Source organism: Maritimimonas sp. 2304DJ26-3, assembly GCF_056591635.1.
Window position 1 is genome coordinate 738672 of sequence record NZ_JBWQOK010000002.1, and the last position, 20415, is coordinate 759086.

Genomic DNA, 20415 nt, shown 5'->3' on the forward strand with positions numbered 1-20415 from the left:
TTATAATCAAATAAGGTCACAATACATCAAATATACAATAATCTTTTTATGCTTTTTTAATAGCGCATTTTGTATCTTTGCAGAAAGATTTTTAGCATGAAACTATTTCTAATCACACTTGCTTTATTAGCGTTTGCATTTGCAGGCATTGCTATAAAAATTTGGGCAAAAAAAGATGGAGAATTTGCAGGCACATGTGCTAGTCAAAACCCTATGCTAAATAAAGATGGTGAATCTTGTGGTTTTTGTGGTAAAACACCTGACCAATTTGATACCTGTGCCGAACCTCAACATAAATAAGTAAGTTTGTAGCGTATGCTACTGGCCATTCTATTTTATATTTTTGTTGCTACTGTATTTATTCAAGTTTTGTATTGGATTTTCCTTTTTGGGAAGTTTGCTTTCGCGGAAGAGTATAATTCAGAAAAGAAATCATTACCCATTTCTGTAATCATTGCGGCGAAAAACGAAGCTCATAATCTTAAAAACTTCTTGCCTAAAATTCTTAATCAAGACTTTGAAAGTTTTGAAGTTGTACTCGTAAATGATGCTTCAACTGATGATACTGAACTAGTCAGCAAGGATTTTCAAAAGGATCATAAAAATCTAAAGTACATTTATTTAGAAGCTACAGATCAATATTTTGGAAATAAAAAAAATGCCATCACCAAAGGAATAGCTGTTGCATCTAATAATTATTTATTATTTACAGATGCTGATTGCGAACCAGTTTCTCAAAATTGGATTTCGCAAATAACTTCTAAATTTGATAAGAATAAAGAAGTAATCCTTGGTTATGGAGCATACAAAAAGCTACCAACGTTTATTAATCGGCTAATTCGTTACGAAACTTTATTAACTGCAATGCAGTATTTTTCCTATGCTAAATTGGGATTCTCTTATATGGGCGTTGGTAGAAATTTATCCTATAAGAAAGAACTATTCTCCCATGTAAATGGATTTGAAACTCATCTATCTATAAAATCTGGAGATGATGATTTATTTATTAATCAAATAGCAACTAAAGAAAATACTGCTATTTGCTTTACTAAAGATAGTTTTACAATTTCAGAGCCAAAAAAAACATTCTCATCTTGGTTCAAACAAAAGCGAAGACATATTTCAACAGCTAATTATTACAAGCCTATCCATAAATTCTTGCTGGGTCTATTTTATTTTTCACAACTGGCGTTCTGGTTATTAGCAATAATACTCTTATTATTTTCGTTTAATTGGCAACTTGTAACTATCTTAGTAATAATTCGTCTAATTTCTCAATATATCGCTATTTATAAGTCCTCTTTAAAATTGAATGAAAAAGATATAGTCATATTATCGCCAATATTAGATTTTATATTGGTCTTTTCTCAATTAGGGTTATTCTTTAGTAATATATTCAGCAAACCAAAACATTGGTAATAAGTAATGGGCGAAAAAGGTAAAATAATAGAAGCCATACAAAGTGCCAAGAAGGGCGAAGAGATAGCCTATACCCTACTCTTAAATACTTTCTGGAAAGATGTTTATCGATTTTTAGATAGCAAAACTAATGATGAAAACGAGGCCGAAGACATTACGATTAGAACTTTTGCTCGTGCTTTTGACAAGATCGATTCTTTTGATGAAAAGTATAAATTCAAAACATGGCTGTTGACAATCGCAAACAACCTGTTGATAGATCAATTACGTAAACAAAAAACAGAAACTGTTTCTATCGACAAAGAGGATTCAGAAATCTATGATGTAAAAGATGAAGAGCCTACACCTGTTGACAAATTAATTATAGAGCAAAATCTTGCGCAATTATTGGCTTACATCAAGCAATTAAAACCACATTATCAAGAGATTATTAATCTACGCTTCTTTCAAGAAATGAGCTATAAAGAAATAGCTAAAGAAACAGACGAACCTATGAATAATGTAAAGGTTAAATTACTACGTGCTAAAAAACTATTAGCTGAGATTATTAAAAAATCTGATTCTTAAAATTTTAGTACTTTCACTTCATTTAATTTTTGAATGAAGAAGCTATTACAATCCCTTGGTCCAGGTTTATTATTTGCTGGTGCCGCAATAGGTGTATCGCATTTAGTACAATCAACAAGAGCTGGTGCAGATTTTGGTTTTGGTTTACTATGGGCTTTACTTTTAGTGAATCTATTTAAATATCCTTTTTTTCAATATGGTCCTCGATATGCGTCTGCTACTGGCGAAAGTTTAATAGATGGCTATAAAAAATTAGGTAAAAGTGTATTAATATCATATTACATCCTCACATTCGCCACAATGTTTACCATACAAGCTGCGGTAACTATTGTTACTGCTGGTCTAGCTTCTAATCTATTTGGCATCACTCCAAATTTAACTACGTGGAGCATAATTATCACTATTATTTGTTTATTAATTTTAATGATAGGTAAATACAAATTCTTAGATAATTTTATTAAGATTATTATCATCACATTAACCGTAAGCACAATAGTTGCGTTAGTAATGGCAGTTTTTAATTCAGATGCTTCATTTGATTTTAGTCAGATAATCCCTAAAGGAACTTTAGAGATTACATTTTTAATAGCTTTTTTAGGATGGATGCCCGCACCATTGGATATTTCTGCTTGGCATTCACTTTGGGCATTAGAAAAACAAAAAGCCACTGCTGAAGATTTTACTCCGAAAAAAGCACTTTTCGATTTTAATATTGGTTATATAGGTACAGTATTTCTTGGCACTTGTTTTATCACTTTGGGCGCATTGGTTATGTTTGGTTCTGGAGAACAATTTAGCAGTTCGGCAGGTAAGTTTGCTCAACAACTCATTAGTCTTTACACAGAAAATTTAGGTAAAGAAACTTCAATTTTTATTGCAATAGCAGCTTTTACAACTATGTTTAGCACTACATTAACAACACTAGACGCTTCACCTAGAGCTATGGCTAGATCAACTGAATTATTATTCAGCAAAGAATTTAAATCAAATTACTTAGTTTGGATACTACTTTTATCTCTAGGCACCATTATCATCTTATCATTCTTTATTTCTAATATGATTACCATGGTTAAGATTGCTACAATTTTATCCTTTTTAACTGCGCCATTTTATGCCATTGCCAACTTTAAATTAATTTCTAGTAAGCATACACCTAAAGAATGGCACCCATCTATATTAATGAAAATTTTAAGTTATTTGGGTATTATTTTCCTTATCGGTTTTGGTATATGGTACCTAATGAATTTGTAACTTTGCCTTTCGATTTTAACCTATGTCTGTAACACCTGTAATACAACCTGTAAAAAAGCCAAAGTGGTTACGTGTAAAGCTACCTGTAGGGAAAAAATATACAGAGCTACGTGGATTAGTAGATAAGTATAATTTACATACTATTTGTACTAGTGGAAGTTGTCCAAACATGGGTGAATGTTGGGGAGAAGGAACGGCAACTTTTATGATTTTAGGTAATGTTTGCACGCGTTCATGTGGCTTTTGCGGTGTAAAAACTGGTAGACCAGAAACTGTTGATTGGGAAGAGCCTGAAAAAGTAGCCCGTTCTATAAAAATCATGCAGATTAAACATGCTGTAGTAACTTCTGTAGATCGTGATGATTTAAAAGATGGAGGTTCTATTATCTGGGCAGAAACAGTAAAAGCTATTAGAAGAGCGAATCCAGAAACTACGTTAGAAACATTAATTCCAGATTTTCAATTAATTCACAAAAATTTAGATAGAATTATAGAAGTTTCGCCAGAAGTTGTTTCTCATAATATGGAAACAGTTCGTCGTTTAACTCGCGAAGTGCGTATACAAGCAAAATATGATCGTAGTTTGGCTGTTTTAAAATACTTAAAAAATCAAGGTATTAATAGAACAAAATCTGGTATTATGCTAGGTTTAGGTGAAAAAGAAGAAGAAGTCATTCAAACTATGGAAGATTTACGTTCAAATAATGTAGACGTAGTTACTATTGGTCAATATTTACAACCTAGTAAAAAACATCTTCCTGTAAAGGAGTTTATTGCCCCAGAGCAATTTAAAAAATACGAAAAGATAGGTTTAGAGATGGGCTTTAGGCATGTAGAAAGTGGTGCATTGGTAAGATCTTCTTATAAAGCTCAAAAGCATATTTTATAAAACCTTAACAGTTCTATAACAACTGTTTAACTGTTCATTAACTCAAAAAAGACAATTTTAGCCGCAACTTTGCGTTATATAATTGAATACAATCTGATAAAGTTTGTTTTCATTGTATAAATTATTTGAGTTAGTTAAAAGAAAACGCCTTCGATCGAAGGCGTTTTTTTATTGAATTTAACTTTAAATTATAGTTTGGCACGAGAGTTGATATATACTAAGTGAAGCAAATATCTTAATTTGTTTTCATTGTATGAATTATTTGAGTTAGTTAAGAAATGCGCCCTCTTCTGAGGGCGTTTTTTATTTGCAATGTTTTAAGTTTAATTAATATCTTTAAACTCAGAAACAGAAAAATTTAATGGAATATAGCAGAGAACTTTTATTTTTTTTTAGCGCCTTAGGTGCTTTTAATGGGTTAGTTCTAAGTCTCTATTTTTTGCTTTATGCTAAACCTAAACATATTTCGAATAAATTTTTAGGAGCTTTTTTACTAATGGTTAGTATACGAGTTGGTAAATCCGTTTTCTTTCATTTTAATCCGGACCTTTCTTTTCACTACTTGCAATTTGGCCTCACTGCTTGTTTCTTTATAGGTCCTTTTTTATACTTCTATATAAACTCTGCAGTTGACCCTAAAAGTAATATTAAAATTACTTGGAGATATCATATTTCCATATTACTACCTATTGCGGTTGTATTCGGTTATATATATCCATTTAAGCACAATGTATCACTTTGGAGACCATATATAATAAAAGCTATATACATTCAATGGTTTCTATATATTTTAGCTTCAATACATGTTATGAAGCCCATCATAAATAAAGTTTTTAGTGAAAAAAATAGGCTAGAAAAATTAGATATTTGGCTACTAAGTATTATAGTTGGTAATTTATTAATACTGGCTTCGTATTATTTTGGAAGCTTCATAAATTATATTTCTGGTGCTCTTGCTTTTTCATTTCTTTTATATTTGCTAATTTTATTCTTATTCTTTGGGAAGAATAGGAATACGATTTTACTTAATTCGATTAATAAATATGGAGATAAAAAGATTGATTCATCTAAAGCAAATGAATTAGTTCAAAAACTAGAACAAGTGATAACAGAAGAAGAATTATTTAAAAATTCTAACTTAAAATCTTCTGATGTTGCAAAAAAAATCCACCTTACTACTCATCAATTTTCTCAATTATTAAACGATAATTTAGGTAAAAACTTTTCTGTCTTTATTAATGAATATCGCATTGAAGCGGCCAAAAATATGCTTGGTAATAATGACAACCTAACACTTGAAGCTATAGGATATGAATGTGGTTTTAATTCTAAATCGACTTTCTTTACTACTTTTAAAAAACTAGCTGGCACTACTCCATCTCAATTTAAGAATAGTTCCAATTTATAAATCCGAACTTCTAATTTATAAGTTAAAAATCATTTTTACTTCTTTAGAACCATATTAGCTAAAATTTAAAAAATTAGCAATGCGGTATTTAATCAATCTATTTATAACAGTGTTATTAGTTGGTTGTTCAAACACATCAAAAGAAAACGAAAATGATATTTCAAAAGGTAACATTTTGTTTATTGTTTCGAATCAAGATACTTATGGGGAAACAGATATGAATGCAGCCAATCATTTTGCAGAAATAGTATTTGCATATGATGTTTTGGTGAAAAAAGGTTATAAAGTAGATTTTGTCAGCCCAAGTGGTGGTGCCATACCAATAGGGTACCTACAAACTTCAGATGCTCTTCAAAAGCAGTATTTATATGATGTAAACTTTATGAATAAACTCAAAACTACATTTAAAGCATCAGATATTGACCCTAATGATTATAAAGCAGTGTATTATGGAGGTGGCGGTTCGGCAATGTTTGGAGTTCCAGAAAATGAAACTATTCAAAATATTACTACTTCTATATACAGCAATAATGGGGTTGTTTCTGCTATTTGCCACGGTACCGCCGGTCTTGCAAACGTAAAAGATACAGATGGTAATTATTTATATGCTGGTAAAGAAGTTAATGGATTTCCTGACCTTTTCGAAAATAAAAAAGCAGCATATTATAAAACCTTTCCTTTTTCAATAGAAGAAATAATTAAGGAACGTGGTGGTAACTTTTCGTATTCAGACAAAGGTTGGGATAGTTACTATAAAGTAGATGGTAGACTCATTACTGGCCAAGATCCAACCGCTGCAACTTCTGTAGCTCAAGAAATAGTAAAAGTATTAGAACAATAAAAACCTCTTTATAAATGAAAAATCTAATCACATCATTTTTATTCTTTATATGTATTGTTTCTTTTTCACAAGAGATTCAAAAAAGAAAAGTCACAGCATCTCAGATAGATGCAGTTTTTTCTCAATGGAATACTCAAAATAATCCTGGTATAGCAGTAGGCATTCTGAACGATGGCAAAATAGTACACACCAAAGGTTATGGCCTAGCTAATTTAGAACATCAAATTCCAATTACGCCAGAAACTAAGTTCCATATAGGCGACCTAGGTAAGGAATTCACAGTGTATGCACTATTGTTATTGGAACAACGGGGTAAACTTTCTTTACAAGATGATATTCGAAAATACTTACCTAAACTTACATTTCCATCTGCTGTTACTATACAACAATTGATACATCATACTGGTGGATTAAATAATGATGAAGTTTCCAAGGTTCTTGCTGGTTGGAAAACGGAAGATCTTTTTACCAAAGATCAGGCATATAGTCAAATTCGGAATCAAGCAGAATCCGCGCCCAAAAGTGGAAGTGTGCAACGTCATTCAGATGCTGGGTTTATGATTCTTGAAGATCTCATTGCTAAGGTTAGTAAAATGTCATACCCTGATTTTATTACTAAAGAAATTTTTGAATCTTTAGGAATGACAAATTCTGCATTCGATACTAATAGAACCATAATAGCCAACAAAGCCCAGGGATATTTTGCACATAATGATGGGTTTACCAGTTCAACCATGAATAATGGTCATACTATAGTATCTGATGTATACACTACCGTTGGAGATATGTGTCTTTGGCTAAAAGAACTCGAAAGCCCAAAAATTGGCACGAATAAAATGATGGAAAAATTCGACAATCTTTCTATTGTTAACGGACAAAATGTAAACGAAATTAATACGGCATTATACACCGGTGGCCATCGTTTTTGGGATTTCAGAGGAGCTAAAAAATTATATCATATCGAAGTTGCAGGAGGGTATGCTAGTAAATTGATTCGTTATCCTGATCATGACCTCGCCGTCGTTGTTCTAGGAAATGATGGCGCCTATAATGGATATGCAGCCACTGGGGTTAGTGAACTTTACATTACGGATTTCCTAAATCCTATATCAGCTGTTGAACCCACTAAAATTACCTCTAAAAAATTATCAAAAAAACAGCTTTCAGCATTTGAAGGATATTATTGGGATAATAGCAATCATACAAGCCGAAAAATTCATATGGTCAATGATACCTTAAGATATTTTAGAGGTCAAGGCAATGAAAGTTCACTTGTACCTCTGACCAAAAATTCTTTTAAAATGATCACTAGTAGTGAGGTAATAGTAAATTTCGATGCTAAAGCAATTCCCAAAACCATGTCAGTCATCGTAGGAGATGATACTTTTAATATGATTGCATATGATGTTAGTGCAAACTGGACTAAAGACCTAAGCTCATTTACTGGAAAATATTATGCGACTACTCTGAATACGACTTACTCACTTATTGTTAATCAAGGAAAACTTGTACTTATGCATAAAAGATTAGATCCTGTCCAATTAGACCCAAGAACGCCTGACCAATTCACAGGAAATCAAAGACACTTTACTTCTTTTACATTCAAAAGAGATGCAAATGGTAGCATTACAGGGTTTCAATTATCCACTCGTGGTGTCGCTGACATCTGGTTCCAAAAGGAGACAAGCTCAGTTAAGGATGTAGCAAAAATCAAATAGACTGGCTAACGAAAAATTATAAAGAATGAAAAAAATCATCTTCACTATATTTTTAATATCTGGCTTTATAAATGTCAATGCTCAATTAGAAATAGAAAAAATAAACCGCGTATTGTATGATTATATTGAAGGTACAGCCAATGGTGATCCAGATCGTTTACGCAAAGCCTTCCACGAAGACTTCAATCTTTATTTCACATCAAACGATACATTAAGAGTTTGGTCTGGCAAACAATATATTAATAACGTTAAGGAAGGAATAAAAAGCAACCGCATAGGGAAAGTTATTTCAATTGACTATAAAGGTAATGCTGCCATGGCTAAAATAGAAATTCTAATGCCAACCAGAAAACGCATTTACACAGATTATATGTTACTCTTAAAAGTAGAAGGGAAATGGAAAATTATTCACAAATCATTCACTTTTAAAAATTATCCTGAATAAATAAAAAGTTTATTTCATCGTTTCTTTTCTCATTTTCTACGACCCTTTTAAATAATTATCTCTTTATATTAATTGATTAACTTTATAAAATAATTCATTTATCATGAAAAGGTTTGGTTCATTTTGGAAAATATTCCTTGTCTTTTTCTTTATGTCTTGTGGAGAAAAGAATAGTATTACCGAATGGAATGTCATCTATAAAAACGATAAGACAGGCAACACACTTTTGGGATCAAAAGCCAATGTTATGGATGCCATAAGAAACGGAGCGGGTATAAAAATTGGTTGGGGAAGTAGAGGGAAAAATCATAGTATTGAACATTTGAGTGAGCCGATATGGCTGGCAGTTTTAGATGGAGAAGAGGTAATAGCACATCTTGATCCTCAGGTTTTATCTTCTATTGACTGGGAAAACCTATCCGCTAATTATGTTAATCCATCTAAGTTGAAAGAAGAATGGAGAGTGGTTATTACAACCAAAGGTGAGTTCGATGCTATTTGGTATGATAGACGAAATGACACTCTTATTAAAAGAATTCCTCAAAATCATATTGTGACTTGGTTCTCTAATAGTTCAAATAAAAGTTTAAAGCCTCTATATTCAGAATAAAACTACTATCATGAAGAAAATATGTTTTTTACTTCTTTTAATTTCATTGTATTTCTCTTGCAATACAAAACAAACAAATACTTTTGATTTTAATTCTGGATGGCAAAAAGTATTTCAAAATGATGCATCTGGAAAGGCAATTTTTGGTGATAAATCTAAGCTAATAGATGCGGTTAGATTAGGATATCCCGTAAGAATCGGTTGGGGAGGTAACAGAGTCGAGCATGTAGCAAATGCAGATTTTTTAACAATTTTTGAAGGAAATGAGGTTTTTGCTCAAATCAAAACCATAATAGGTCAAGCACCTGTTATTGAGAATGATTCATTGAAAATTAGATTTAGAACACAAAATAATTGGACCAAAATGGCTGGCACTAATGGATATACTATGGGGTTTATGACAAATTATTTTAAAGATACTATTGCGGGTGGTGGCATAGATAGATATACAGCTACTACTTGGTATGTTATGTACCCAAATAATCAACTAGATATTGAAGCCATACCGCTTTGGAAAAAAGAATCTCCTAATTGGGAAAAGTGGGGAAAAGAGAAATAGTAAAGTAACTTAGTTTTCAGCTATACGTTTTCAATATGCTTTTTAATCAACCCATTAAAATCACCTCCATGCTCTAAAAACTCAGTCTTAATTGGCAGATAGTATATATTCTCTTTATTAGAAAACGCCCGAACATAATCTTTTTCTGTGGTAAGAATGATTTTCTTTTCAGGTTTTAATTTATCGAAACTATTTTCAATTTTCTTAAAATCTTTATCCGAAAAGTTATAATGGTCTTTAAATTCTAAGTGTTCAAAATTAATTTCTTGTTGCTTTAAAAAATCTGTAAGTGGTTTTGTTTTGGCAATTCCAGTAACTAGTAAAACTTTACAACCTTTTAAGTCTTTAACAGGAATTTCATCACTATTTCCAATTACAGTATTATTGTAACCTATTTTACTAAAAAAAACTGTTTGCTTTAATTCTATATTTAATTTTTTAGTGATCTCAAATTGTTCTTCTTCAGTTAGTTTTTCAGGGCATTTAGTAACAATAATGACCTGCGCCCTACTTGCACCTTTAGTTTTTTCACGTAAATCACCAGTAGGCAGCATAACATCATCTACATATAAATTATCATATGGTGTTAGTAAAATATTAAAACCAGCTTCTACTTTTCTATGCTGAAACGCATCGTCTAATAAAATTAGATCAGGATTAAATTGTTCTCTTAATTGATTAATTCCATTTACCCGGTCGGCATCTACAGCTATTATTACCTCATCTTTAAACTTTGTGTAGAACTGCATTGGTTCATCACCGATACTTTCCGCAGAAGCGTTATAGTCTGCAACCACAAATCCTTTTGAAGCTCGCTTATAACCACGACTTAAAACAGCTACTTTATAGCCACTTTTAAGCAACCTGATCAAATATTCTATTTGCGGAGATTTACCAGTACCACCAACACTTAAATTACCAACAACAATTACCGGAATATCAAAATTAGTAGATTTTAGTACGCCCTTATCATACATTTTATTACGTGTAGCTGTAATTTCGCCATATAACAAAGAAAACGGATATAGTATTTTACGAAGTATACTCACAACAACGAAAATACAAAATGAAAAAGATTAATAAGCTACATTCTCTACGATCTCTAGACCGTAACCAATAATGCCAACACGTTTTTTAATATACTTACCATTGGTAATTAAACGAAGCTTGCTAATATTTAAATCATGAAGGATTTGAGCTCCGATACCAAAATCTTTTTCATCAAGTTTCATTTTTGGTACTTGAGTTTCGTTCTCAGATTGTAGCTCTTTGATTAACCCTAAACGATTAACTAAATTAAAAGATTGATTTTCTTGATTGATAAATACAATGGCTCCAGATCCTTGATCATTTATGATCTTGAACATTCTACTAAAACTATCGTCTGGCTTGGTAGTTAGCAATCGAATAATGTCATTATTGATTAATGTAGAGTTTACACGAACCAACACTGGATCATCTTCTTGCCAATCACCTTTAGTTAAAGCAATATGCACTTGATTATTGGTAGTTTGTTGGTACGCTCTAAGTCTAAATTCGCCGAAACGTGTCTGTAAATTAAAATCTTCTACCTTTTCAATTAACGAATCATGATGCATGCGATACGCCACCAAATCTTCAATAGATATAACTTTTAGATCATGCTTTTTAGCAACTTCCATTAACTGAGGAAGTCTCGCCATAGAACCATCTTCGTTTAAAATTTCAACCAAAATACCTGCAGGTTTAAATCCTGCTAGTCGAGCTAAATCTATTGCTGCTTCGGTATGACCTGTTCTACGTAGAACTCCTCCTTTTTTTGCTTTTAAAGGAAAAATATGTCCCGGTCTTCCTAAGTCGAAAGGCTTTGTAGTATCATCTACCAATGCCTTAATCGTTTTTGCTCTATCATGAGCCGAAATACCTGTAGTACATCCATGCCCAATTAGATCTACCGAAACAGTAAACTGCGTATGATGTAGTACGGTATTATTTTGTACCATCATGGTTAGATCTAACTCTTCACATCTATCTTCTGTTAATGGCGCACATATTAAACCACGACCATGCATCGACATAAAGTTGATCATCTCTGGCGTTACCGCCTCCGCAGCAGCGATAAAATCACCTTCATTCTCTCTATCCTCATCATCTACCACAATAACAAGTTTACCATTTTTAATGTCACTAATGGCTTCTTTTATAGTGTTTAACTTTAATGTTTCTGGCACAGTACTAATCATTTTTAGTTCTTTTCTTAAATCTAAATAGCTTGCTGAAAAAATCAGTTATAGGTTGTAAAAATACATCAATATTAAATATTCCTTTGTCTTGGGTCGCTCTTTTCATTAATAACAAACCAAAAGGCAATAAAATTAAAGTGGCAAGCCAGCCTCCAAAAACGGAAGTTATAGTGCTAGAATGTGCCATGTTTTTACCCAATGTTGATACAAAGAAATAAATAACAAATATTGTAATTGCTAAAATCATTGGTACACCAAAACCACCTTTTCGTATAATTGACCCTAATGGTGCTCCAATAAAAAATAATACCAAACAAGACAATGAAAATGCTAATCTTCTATGGTATTCTGTATTATAAACATTTAGAAATTTTTGTTTATTCTTAAATGTTTTTTTGTACGATTCTATATCTTTTAAAGTTCTATCTACATTGGCAATGGCATTGTCTAAAATTGTTACTTTATTTATTGAATCAAAATTTTCTAAAACTACAGGTTCTAAACCTTTTTTGAATAAGGAATCTGTGTACATTTCTTTTACACCAGCTCTTATAAAAAAGTTTTCAGCTTTATTAGTAACAAAATCATCATAAGGTTGCTTTAAAGAATCGGTATAATAACTTAATTGATTTAAACTAAGCATTTCTCTATCCTTTTTATATTCTGCAGCATCTAAATCACTCAACTTAGAAATATCTATATTGACCACATACTCCTTAAAAGTAGACTTTGTAAAAGGCATGCTTTTGGTTTTTTGATATGTTCTCTTTTTTGGAATAATATCTTCATAATGATATCCATTTCCAAGAACTAAGGTCATGTATTTACTACCTTCTTCAGTAGTTATTGCCCCTCTTTCTGCCTTTATAACCTTAGTATTAGATTTTCCTTTATCAAGGTCATAATAAATATGTACATCCTTCAATAAGTTATCATCTTCACCATATTTCTCGGCAAATTTAATACTATAACCAGGAATTTCTGTATTGAATGTGCCTGGGACTAATGCTAAAGCTGGTTTGGTTTTTTGCATATCTAAGAGCAAATTTTTAAATTTAAATGCCGCTCTTGGAAACGCATAATTTAAAAACAAAAAATTTAAGCCACTTAACAGAATCATTAATAAAACTAGTGGTCTAATAAATTTTTGCAAAGAAATACCTGCCGATTTAATAGCGGCAAATTCATAGTTTTCAGACAGACTCCCTAAGGCCATAATAGAAGATAACAATATGGCTATAGGCAAAGCAGTAGGAGTCATCATTTGTGCTATATAGCCAAGAAACTTTAGAATTAACGCAATGCTAATTCCTTTACCTGCTATTTTATCAAACTGAAGCCATAATGTTTGCATAACTAATACAAAAAGAATGACTAGAAAGGTAGCTAGAAAAGGAACTAGAAAGCTCTTGAGTATGTATTTATTTAAAATCTTCAAATCTAGATTTTGACATGTCAAAACTAAACAAAAAATAAGTACTCTCTTGTTAGAGAATACTTAATTTTAAAAATGTGGTTGACTTCTTTTTAAAGCCTATTTATAAGATATCCTTTCGATTTATATTTAGCTTCATCAAAAGAAAAAAGATTGCCAGACAATGATTGATCTGTTTTAAACTTGGTAACTGTTAATGTAGTTACAGTTGTATTTTTACCAGTTTCAATTAAATTATAAATATGCTTAGTATTCACATCTATACCTAACATTACCTTTTCTATTGCTGAATCGCTATCAATCGGATTTAATTTTACATATTGTATCTTTCTACCATTGATGCTTTTAAGTTCAGCCCAATCATAGGTAAATCCAGTTTTATAGAACGAAAAGAACTTAGATGGTGTTAATGTATTATCATCTTCGGCATCTGCAGCTGTAATATTAACCTCTTCGTCTTCAGGGTTAATAGTATAAACTCTCTTGCCGTCAAATAATTGATTTATTCCTAAGAAATTTACATTGTATAAATCTCCTTTCATGGTCGCATTACCTCTTGTTTCTTGATGTGTATCCGTTTCTTTATTGTCTAAAACGTACTTAAACTCAACATACATGTTTTTGTAAGTATTCATTTTAGCCGACACTTCATCCAGTAATTTCTTGGCTTTTTCTGTATTTTGAGCGTTAGTAAAGCTAACTGCTACAACCAAAAATAATAGTGTAAAAATTCTTTTCATTTTAATTGATTTTCTCATTTTTTAAATACTCTTCAAGAGCTATAACATCACTTATCAAAACTTGTCTGGCCTTGCTTCCCTCAAAAGGACCAACAATTCCTGCGGCTTCTAATTGATCAATTATGCGCCCTGCTCTATTATATCCTAACTTTAATTTTCGTTGTAATAGAGATGCCGAACCTTGCTGAGCATTTACAATAACATATGCTGCCTCTTCGAACAATTTATCTCTATCCGCGATATCTATATCAAGACTTGTGCCACTCTCTTCACCAACATATTCTGGCAATAAATGTGCATCTGGATATGCTCTTTGTGAGCCTATAAAATCGGTGATTTTATCTACCTCTGGAGTATCAACAAAGGCGCATTGCAGACGAACCAAATCACTACCCGTTGAGATCAACATATCTCCTTTACCTATTAATTGATCAGCACCCTGTGCATCTAATATAGTTCTTGAATCTATTTTAGAAGTTACCCTGAATGCTACCCTTGTCGGGAAGTTTGCCTTAATTAAACCGGTAATCACATTAACCGACGGTCTTTGGGTTGCTACAATTAAGTGAATACCTATTGCTCGTGCCAATTGTGCTAAGCGAGCTATTGGTGTTTCTATTTCTTTACCAGCTGTCATAATTAAATCGGCAAACTCATCAATTACTAAAACTATATACGGTAGAAACTTATGACCATTTTCAGGATTTAATTTTCGTGCTTTAAACTTTTCGTTGTATTCTTTAATATTTCGAACATAAGCATCTTTTAAAAGATTATAACGGTCATCCATTTCAATACACAATGAATTCAACGTGTGTACCACTTTCGTTGTATCGGTTATAATTGCTTCTTCAGAATCCGGTAGCTTGGCCAAATAATGTCTTTCAATCTTATTAAATAAAGTTAATTCAACTTTTTTAGGATCTACCAACACAAACTTTACTTCTGCAGGATGTTTTTTATACAACAGAGAAGTAAGTACAGCATTTAATCCTACAGATTTTCCTTGACCGGTTGCTCCAGCCATTAATAAATGTGGCATTTTGGCAAGATCTACAACATAAGTTTCGTTAGAAATGGTTTTTCCTAAAGCCAATGGCAATTCCATTTTTGCCTTTTGAAATTTCTGTGTTGACAACACAGACTTCATTGAAACTATGGTAGAATTTTTATTTGGTACTTCGATCCCAATAGTTCCTCTTCCAGGAATAGGAGCAATAATACGTATACCTAAAGCTGATAGCGACAAAGCAATATCATCTTCTAAATTCTTAATCTTAGAAATACGCACTCCTTTATCAGGGACTATTTCATATAAAGTAACTGTTGGACCAATTGTAGCTTTGATACTTGCGATACCAATTTTGTAATTTCGTAATGTGTCTACAATTCTATTTTTATTGAGTTCTAATTCTTCTTGATCTATTGTGATATTTTCGTTACCATAATCACGTAAAAGATCTAAGGTTGGAAATTTATAATCAGATAATTCTAAAGTAGGATCAAACTCTCCAAAATCTTCAACCAATTTATTAGATAGATTTTCAACTAATTGATCTTCTTCAAAAGTTTTAGCTACTTCTATAGCTACTTCTTCTTTTGACTCTACAATTTCAATTGGTTTTTCTTCAATCCTTGGTTTTACATCTATTTCCTTTTCTTCGACTGCAAATTCAATTTCTGAAGTTGGCTCTTCATGAATAGCTTGGGCAATATAACCTTCATCAGTTACATCTTCTAACGCGGCAGAAGTTAAATCTTTTGTTTTTTTCTTTGGAATTTTTTCTTTAATTAAATCTGGTGTTATCTTAAATCGTGAAATCAAATAAGCCAATAAACTAAAAAGTAATATTAAAAAGACACCTGTTCTACCAATATAATCATTTAAAAACTGATTTAGTTCAAACCCAATGACACCTCCGAATAAAGGTTTTTCTGGCAAAAAGAATCCTAATGTTAATGAAAGCCAAACTGCAAGAGTCAATCCCCAAAACCATACTTTTCTAAGTAATTTTAATTGGAGGTTAAATGCTGCTACCAATCCTGTAAAAAATAACAATATGGGTAAAATAAAAGATGATATACCAAACCCTTTATAAATAAAAAAGTGACTTATTTGAGCTCCTAATTTTCCTAAAAGGTTTTTAGCTTGTTCATTGCGTTCAGCAAATTGTGATAATTGACTTTGATCTACTTGCCAATTTGAAAAGAATGAAAAGAATGAAAAGAATGAAAAAATGCTAAGCAGCATTAAAAACACACCAAATATAAGGTGTGTTTGTTTATTTTTAAAAAAACTTATGATACCGTTACTCTTTTTCTTTTTAGAGGTCGATCTTTTCTTCTTAGCCATTAATACATCAATATCACGCAAAAATACATAAAAATATAAGCTATTAATAAAATTTAGGGATATAGATTATACATGCAATTATTATAGCAATTATAGCTGCAAAGGCAGGGGCTCCAGCCGCAATATCTTTTATAAATCCAATATCTTTATGATAATCTCTATGCACAAAATCTGACAGTTTTTCTATAGCAGTATTTGCAGATTCAGCAACTAAAACTAGGCCTATTGTTAGAAATTGTAATACCCATTCGGTAGAAGATAATCCTATTAAATAACCTACTATAGTCATTACAATGGCAATAAAAAACTGAACCATAACACTGTGCTCAGTAGTAATTAATAACCAAACTCCTTTTAATGCATACTTTATACTTTTTAATCTGCCGATAAAAAAATTATCATTTTTATTCATTAAATATCCTAGTTGTACAATGTCTCTAACGCAGCTTTATAATTAGGCTCGTTACCTACTTCTGGAACCTGTTCTGTATAAAGCACTTTTCCGTCTTCATCTAACACCATTACCACCCTAGAATGCAAATTATTGAAAGGACCTTCTATGATTTCTACACCATAATCTTTACCAAATGAACCATTATCAAAATCTGATAAACACTCTACATTTTCGATTCCTTCAGCTCCACAAAAACGACTTTGCGCAAATGGTAGATCTCTAGAAATACAAAGAACTTTTGTATTCTCTAACTCAGCAGCTTCTTGATTAAATTGTCTCACCGATGCTGCACAGGTACCGGTATCAACACTTGGGAAAATATTTAACACCACTTTCGATCCGCTATAATCTGACAATGAACTGATAGATAAATCTGTCTTTCTTAATTTAAAATCTGGTGCATTAGAACCTATACTTGGCAAATCGCCTATTGTCTGTGTAGGGTTGCCACCTAATGTTATTAAAGCCATAATTAGTTTCTGTTTTAGTTAAATTCAAAAATACATAAAAAAACTCCCAAATAACTTTGGGAGTTTTGATCAATAAAAGTAAACTAATATTTTAATTGTAATTTACTTGAAAATATTCGGCCACACCTTCGTGTGTTGCTTTTAAGCCTTCTTTTTCTGAATTCCAATTTGCAGGGCATGCTTCTCCATGTTCTTCGTTAAATTGTAAAGCATCTATCATTCTAATTGCTTCGTCTACATTTCTTCCTAAAGGTAGATCGTTTACAATTTGATGACGAACTACACCTGCTTTATCTATTAAAAATAATCCGCGATAAGCAACCAACTCACCTGTAGCTTGTAAATTATCATTTTCATCATAAAAATAATCACCAGCTAAGACATCGTAATTTTTTGATATTGTTTTATTCGTATCAGCTACTAATGGATACGTGACACCCTTGATACCTCCTTGGTCTTTAGCCAACTGTAACCAACCCCAATGCGATTGTTCAGTATCTGTAGATACCGCAACAACAGCAGTATTTCTTTTTTCAAATTCTGCTAATTTTTCTTGAAAAGCATGTAGTTCTGTTGGACATACAAATGTGAAATCTTTAGGATAGAAAAATAACACTACATATTTATTACCAATATATTGATTTAGTGAAAAATTTTCTTCAAATACACCTCCGCTTATTACAGCTTGAGCTGAAAATTCTGGAGCTTTTTTACCTACTAATACAGCCATTTATTTTTTTGATTTTTAAAATTTAAGCGGCAAATATACAAAGTGGGTAGTGAGTAGAGATACTATTTTATAGCATTTTTTTATTAGAGAATAGCTTTCTTTTATACACTACCATAATTATTTTTTAACAAACTTATTTTGAATTAATTATAAAAAATGTTAACGATTCATCCTAGTCTTATTCTTAGTGTTTACAGTGTTTAGAGAGTAATTTACACTCTCCTATGAGGCTCTAGTAATTTACAAGGTTATTAGATTTATAAACAGTTAATGTCATGATTCTTAACATTTAAAAATTTGTGTTTTAAAGATTTTAGTCTAAATTCGCTAAGCTATTGTAAAAGTTTAAGTTTCTTAAACTACCAACTATGACTGAAAAACATCATCTTCTAACCAACGATGAGTTTGAAAAACAATGTGAAAACAGCACCCTACCTGAATGCTATTTCACTCACGAAGCCCATTTGCGACTAGCCTATATTCACATTAAAAAATTCGGAGTTAAACAAGCCATTAAGAATGTTAGTAGGCAGATTATTAATTTTGATGAAAAGCATGGTGACGGAACTAAGTTTAATAAACGAATAACCATCGCTTCGGCTAAAGTTCTGGAGTATTTTATGAATAAAACAACTGCTCAGGATTTTAAAGGAATGCTACTTGAATTCCCAAAACTTAGAAGTAATTTTTGTGACATCTTAAAGAGTCATTATAAATTAGATTTCTTTATTAAAGAAAAAGAGGAAGATTATTTAGAACCAGAACTAGCCATTTCTTAAACCCCAAAAGCAGTAATAACCAACTTTCTTGAGCCTCCATGATCTCTATGTTCGCATAGATAAATGCCTTGCCATGTGCCTAGATTTAACCTTCCATTTGTTATAGGTATTTGAATAGAAGTACCCATAAGCGAAGCTTTTATATGTGCCGGCATATCATCAGAGCCTTCAAAAGTATGTTTGTAGTAGGATGCATTTTCGGGCACCATTATATTTATATGACTTTCAAAATCTTGTCGAACGGTCGGGTCTGCATTTTCATTAATGGTTAAACTAGCAGAAGTATGCTTTATAAAAACCTGCAACATACCTTTATTGATTTGATTTAACTCTGGTATTTGTTCTAAAATCAAATTGGTAATTAAATGATAACCTCTACTAAAAGGGGGCAATCGAAATTCTTTTTGAAAAAATTTCATTTTATTTTAATTTCTATTTACAATATATCAAATTTCTATTTTAAAACAGGTAAATTAGTAACGATACCTTTTTAAAGTATATAAGTATGAAATCAATATGGCAAAGAATAAGTATTGCGCTGGCAAAACGAAAATTTAAAAAAGAAAGAGACCTCAGCGCTAATAGAAAGTTAGCACAAGAAGCCAAACTATTACGTGTTAATATATGGCATAAGGCACATGATGGTTTCTTTATATTACTAAGCATACTTTCTGCAGGCTTCGGATTGAAAGGTTTTTTATTACCTAATAATTTTATTGACGGAGGCGCTATGGGTATTTCTCTACTAATTTCAGAGACAACTACATTGTCACTTTCATTATTGGTTGTAATTGTCAACCTACCGTTTGTTGTCTTAGGTTATTTTAACATAGGGCGCCGTTTTGCCATAAAAAGTATTTTGGCCATTTTAGGATTAGCACTTATTCTATATATAGTACCCTACCCAATCATTACATCAGATAAATTGTTGATTGCCGTTTTTGGTGGCTTCTTTTTAGGGGCTGGTATTGGTATGGCCATTCGTGGGGGTGCAGTAATTGATGGTACTGAAGTATTAGCCATCTACCTAAGTAAAAAGACAGGATTAACCATAGGTGATATTATTTTCATTTTTAACATCATTATATTTTTGGTAGGTGCTTATGTACTATCTATTGAAGTTGCTTTGTATGCCATGCTTACCTATTTTGCTGCTTCAAGAACTGTAGATTTTGTGATTGAAGGTGTTGAAGAATATACTGGTATTACCATTATTTCTAAAGAAAGTGAACAGTTACGTTTGATGATTACAGAAAATTTAGGACGAGGAGTTACCATCTATAAAGGTGAAGGCGGCTATGGCAAAGAAGGTGAAGAGCGTCGTGATCTCGATATATTATATACTATTGTTACCCGATTAGAAATAGCCAGATTACAAACAGAAATTGATAAAATAGATTCAAAAGCCTTTGTTTTTAAACAAAGTATTAAAGACACCAAAGGTGGTATGATCAAAAAAAGAGTTTTTGTAAAATAGCTCTTTAGAGCGTAACAATAGTAGACAATCTACTACTAACAAGCATAA

22 protein-coding genes are annotated in these 20415 nt (G+C 31.8%); 13 read left to right on the forward strand and 9 right to left on the reverse strand.

Annotation, left to right across the window (positions count from 1 at the left end; all coding sequences use genetic code 11):
* Window positions 1-96 precede the first annotated feature (96 nt).
* From AC1EUV_RS08400 to AC1EUV_RS08450, 11 genes are all read left to right on the forward strand, one after another.
* Window positions 97-300, forward strand: a complete 204-nt coding sequence (locus tag AC1EUV_RS08400; RefSeq protein WP_480198239.1) for a membrane or secreted protein — start codon at window positions 97-99, stop codon at window positions 298-300.
* A gap of 15 nt (window positions 301-315) precedes the next feature.
* Complete coding sequence (locus AC1EUV_RS08405; protein ID WP_480198240.1) at window positions 316-1419, forward strand: glycosyltransferase; 1104 nt, start codon at window positions 316-318, stop codon at window positions 1417-1419.
* Window positions 1420-1425: 6 nt separating this feature from the next.
* Window positions 1426-1986, forward strand: a complete 561-nt coding sequence (locus AC1EUV_RS08410) for an RNA polymerase sigma factor (protein WP_480198241.1) — start codon at window positions 1426-1428, stop codon at window positions 1984-1986.
* Between the two features lie 33 nt (window positions 1987-2019).
* Window positions 2020-3237 carry an Nramp family divalent metal transporter gene (locus AC1EUV_RS08415; RefSeq protein WP_480198242.1) on the forward strand — a complete coding sequence of 406 codons (1218 nt, stop codon included), beginning with the start codon at window positions 2020-2022 and terminating at the stop codon, window positions 3235-3237.
* Between the two features lie 22 nt (window positions 3238-3259).
* The gene (gene lipA, locus AC1EUV_RS08420) at window positions 3260-4126 is read left to right on the forward strand and encodes a lipoyl synthase (protein ID WP_480198243.1); all 867 of its coding nucleotides are present in this window, start codon (window positions 3260-3262) and stop codon (window positions 4124-4126) included.
* Window positions 4127-4622: 496 nt separating this feature from the next.
* The gene (locus tag AC1EUV_RS08425; protein ID WP_480198244.1) at window positions 4623-5534 is read left to right on the forward strand and encodes a helix-turn-helix domain-containing protein; all 912 of its coding nucleotides are present in this window, start codon (window positions 4623-4625) and stop codon (window positions 5532-5534) included.
* Between the two features lie 79 nt (window positions 5535-5613).
* Window positions 5614-6375, forward strand: a complete 762-nt coding sequence (locus AC1EUV_RS08430; RefSeq protein ID WP_480198245.1) for a type 1 glutamine amidotransferase domain-containing protein — start codon at window positions 5614-5616, stop codon at window positions 6373-6375.
* A gap of 14 nt (window positions 6376-6389) precedes the next feature.
* Window positions 6390-8093, forward strand: coding sequence for a serine hydrolase domain-containing protein (locus AC1EUV_RS08435; protein ID WP_480198246.1), 1704 nt, complete (start codon window positions 6390-6392; stop codon window positions 8091-8093).
* Window positions 8094-8118: 25 nt separating this feature from the next.
* Window positions 8119-8538: a nuclear transport factor 2 family protein gene (locus AC1EUV_RS08440; RefSeq protein ID WP_480198247.1), complete on the forward strand. Its 420-nt coding sequence runs from the start codon at window positions 8119-8121 to the stop codon at window positions 8536-8538.
* A 103-nt stretch (window positions 8539-8641) separates the two neighbouring features.
* Window positions 8642-9148 (forward strand): hypothetical protein, encoded by a 507-nt coding sequence (locus tag AC1EUV_RS08445; RefSeq protein ID WP_480198248.1) that lies wholly within the window; start codon window positions 8642-8644, stop codon window positions 9146-9148.
* A 10-nt stretch (window positions 9149-9158) separates the two neighbouring features.
* Window positions 9159-9707 (forward strand): hypothetical protein, encoded by a 549-nt coding sequence (locus AC1EUV_RS08450; protein ID WP_480198249.1) that lies wholly within the window; start codon window positions 9159-9161, stop codon window positions 9705-9707.
* A gap of 20 nt (window positions 9708-9727) precedes the next feature.
* Here the strand turns inward: AC1EUV_RS08450 and lpxK are convergent, their stop codons facing one another.
* The 8 genes from lpxK to AC1EUV_RS08490 form a co-directional block, all read right to left on the reverse strand.
* Complete coding sequence (gene lpxK, locus AC1EUV_RS08455) at window positions 9728-10756, reverse strand: tetraacyldisaccharide 4'-kinase (RefSeq protein ID WP_480198250.1); 1029 nt, start codon at window positions 10754-10756, stop codon at window positions 9728-9730.
* Window positions 10757-10783: 27 nt separating this feature from the next.
* The gene (ribB, locus tag AC1EUV_RS08460) at window positions 10784-11929 is read right to left on the reverse strand and encodes a 3,4-dihydroxy-2-butanone-4-phosphate synthase (protein ID WP_480198251.1); all 1146 of its coding nucleotides are present in this window, start codon (window positions 11927-11929) and stop codon (window positions 10784-10786) included.
* Entirely contained in the window at window positions 11922-13388 is a 1467-nt protein-coding gene (locus AC1EUV_RS08465) for an LptF/LptG family permease (protein ID WP_480198252.1), read from the reverse strand. The genes ribB and AC1EUV_RS08465 overlap by 8 nt, the downstream gene beginning before the upstream one ends.
* Before the next feature lie 68 nt (window positions 13389-13456).
* Entirely contained in the window at window positions 13457-14104 is a 648-nt protein-coding gene (lolA1, locus tag AC1EUV_RS08470; RefSeq protein ID WP_480198253.1) for an outer membrane lipoprotein periplasmic chaperone LolA1, read from the reverse strand.
* 1 nt (window position 14105) lies between these two features.
* A complete protein-coding gene (locus AC1EUV_RS08475; RefSeq protein ID WP_480198254.1) occupies window positions 14106-16457 on the reverse strand; it encodes an FtsK/SpoIIIE family DNA translocase in 2352 nt (783 codons plus the stop codon).
* A 43-nt stretch (window positions 16458-16500) separates the two neighbouring features.
* Window positions 16501-16869: a diacylglycerol kinase family protein gene (locus tag AC1EUV_RS08480; protein ID WP_480198255.1), complete on the reverse strand. Its 369-nt coding sequence runs from the start codon at window positions 16867-16869 to the stop codon at window positions 16501-16503.
* Window positions 16870-16877: 8 nt separating this feature from the next.
* Window positions 16878-17381: a thiol peroxidase gene (tpx, locus tag AC1EUV_RS08485; protein WP_480198256.1), complete on the reverse strand. Its 504-nt coding sequence runs from the start codon at window positions 17379-17381 to the stop codon at window positions 16878-16880.
* A gap of 91 nt (window positions 17382-17472) precedes the next feature.
* The gene (locus tag AC1EUV_RS08490) at window positions 17473-18111 is read right to left on the reverse strand and encodes a peroxiredoxin (protein ID WP_480198257.1); all 639 of its coding nucleotides are present in this window, start codon (window positions 18109-18111) and stop codon (window positions 17473-17475) included.
* Between the two features lie 368 nt (window positions 18112-18479).
* Between AC1EUV_RS08490 and AC1EUV_RS08495 the strand changes: the two genes are divergently transcribed.
* Complete coding sequence (locus AC1EUV_RS08495) at window positions 18480-18890, forward strand: hypothetical protein (protein ID WP_480198258.1); 411 nt, start codon at window positions 18480-18482, stop codon at window positions 18888-18890.
* Here AC1EUV_RS08495 and AC1EUV_RS08500 read toward each other — a convergent pair.
* Window positions 18887-19309: a secondary thiamine-phosphate synthase enzyme YjbQ gene (locus AC1EUV_RS08500; protein WP_480198259.1), complete on the reverse strand. Its 423-nt coding sequence runs from the start codon at window positions 19307-19309 to the stop codon at window positions 18887-18889. The two genes, AC1EUV_RS08495 and AC1EUV_RS08500, sit on opposite strands and share 4 nt — an antisense overlap.
* Window positions 19310-19395: 86 nt before the next feature.
* Between AC1EUV_RS08500 and AC1EUV_RS08505 the strand changes: the two genes are divergently transcribed.
* Window positions 19396-20367, forward strand: coding sequence for a YitT family protein (locus AC1EUV_RS08505; RefSeq protein ID WP_480198260.1), 972 nt, complete (start codon window positions 19396-19398; stop codon window positions 20365-20367).
* Window positions 20368-20415 lie beyond the last annotated feature (48 nt).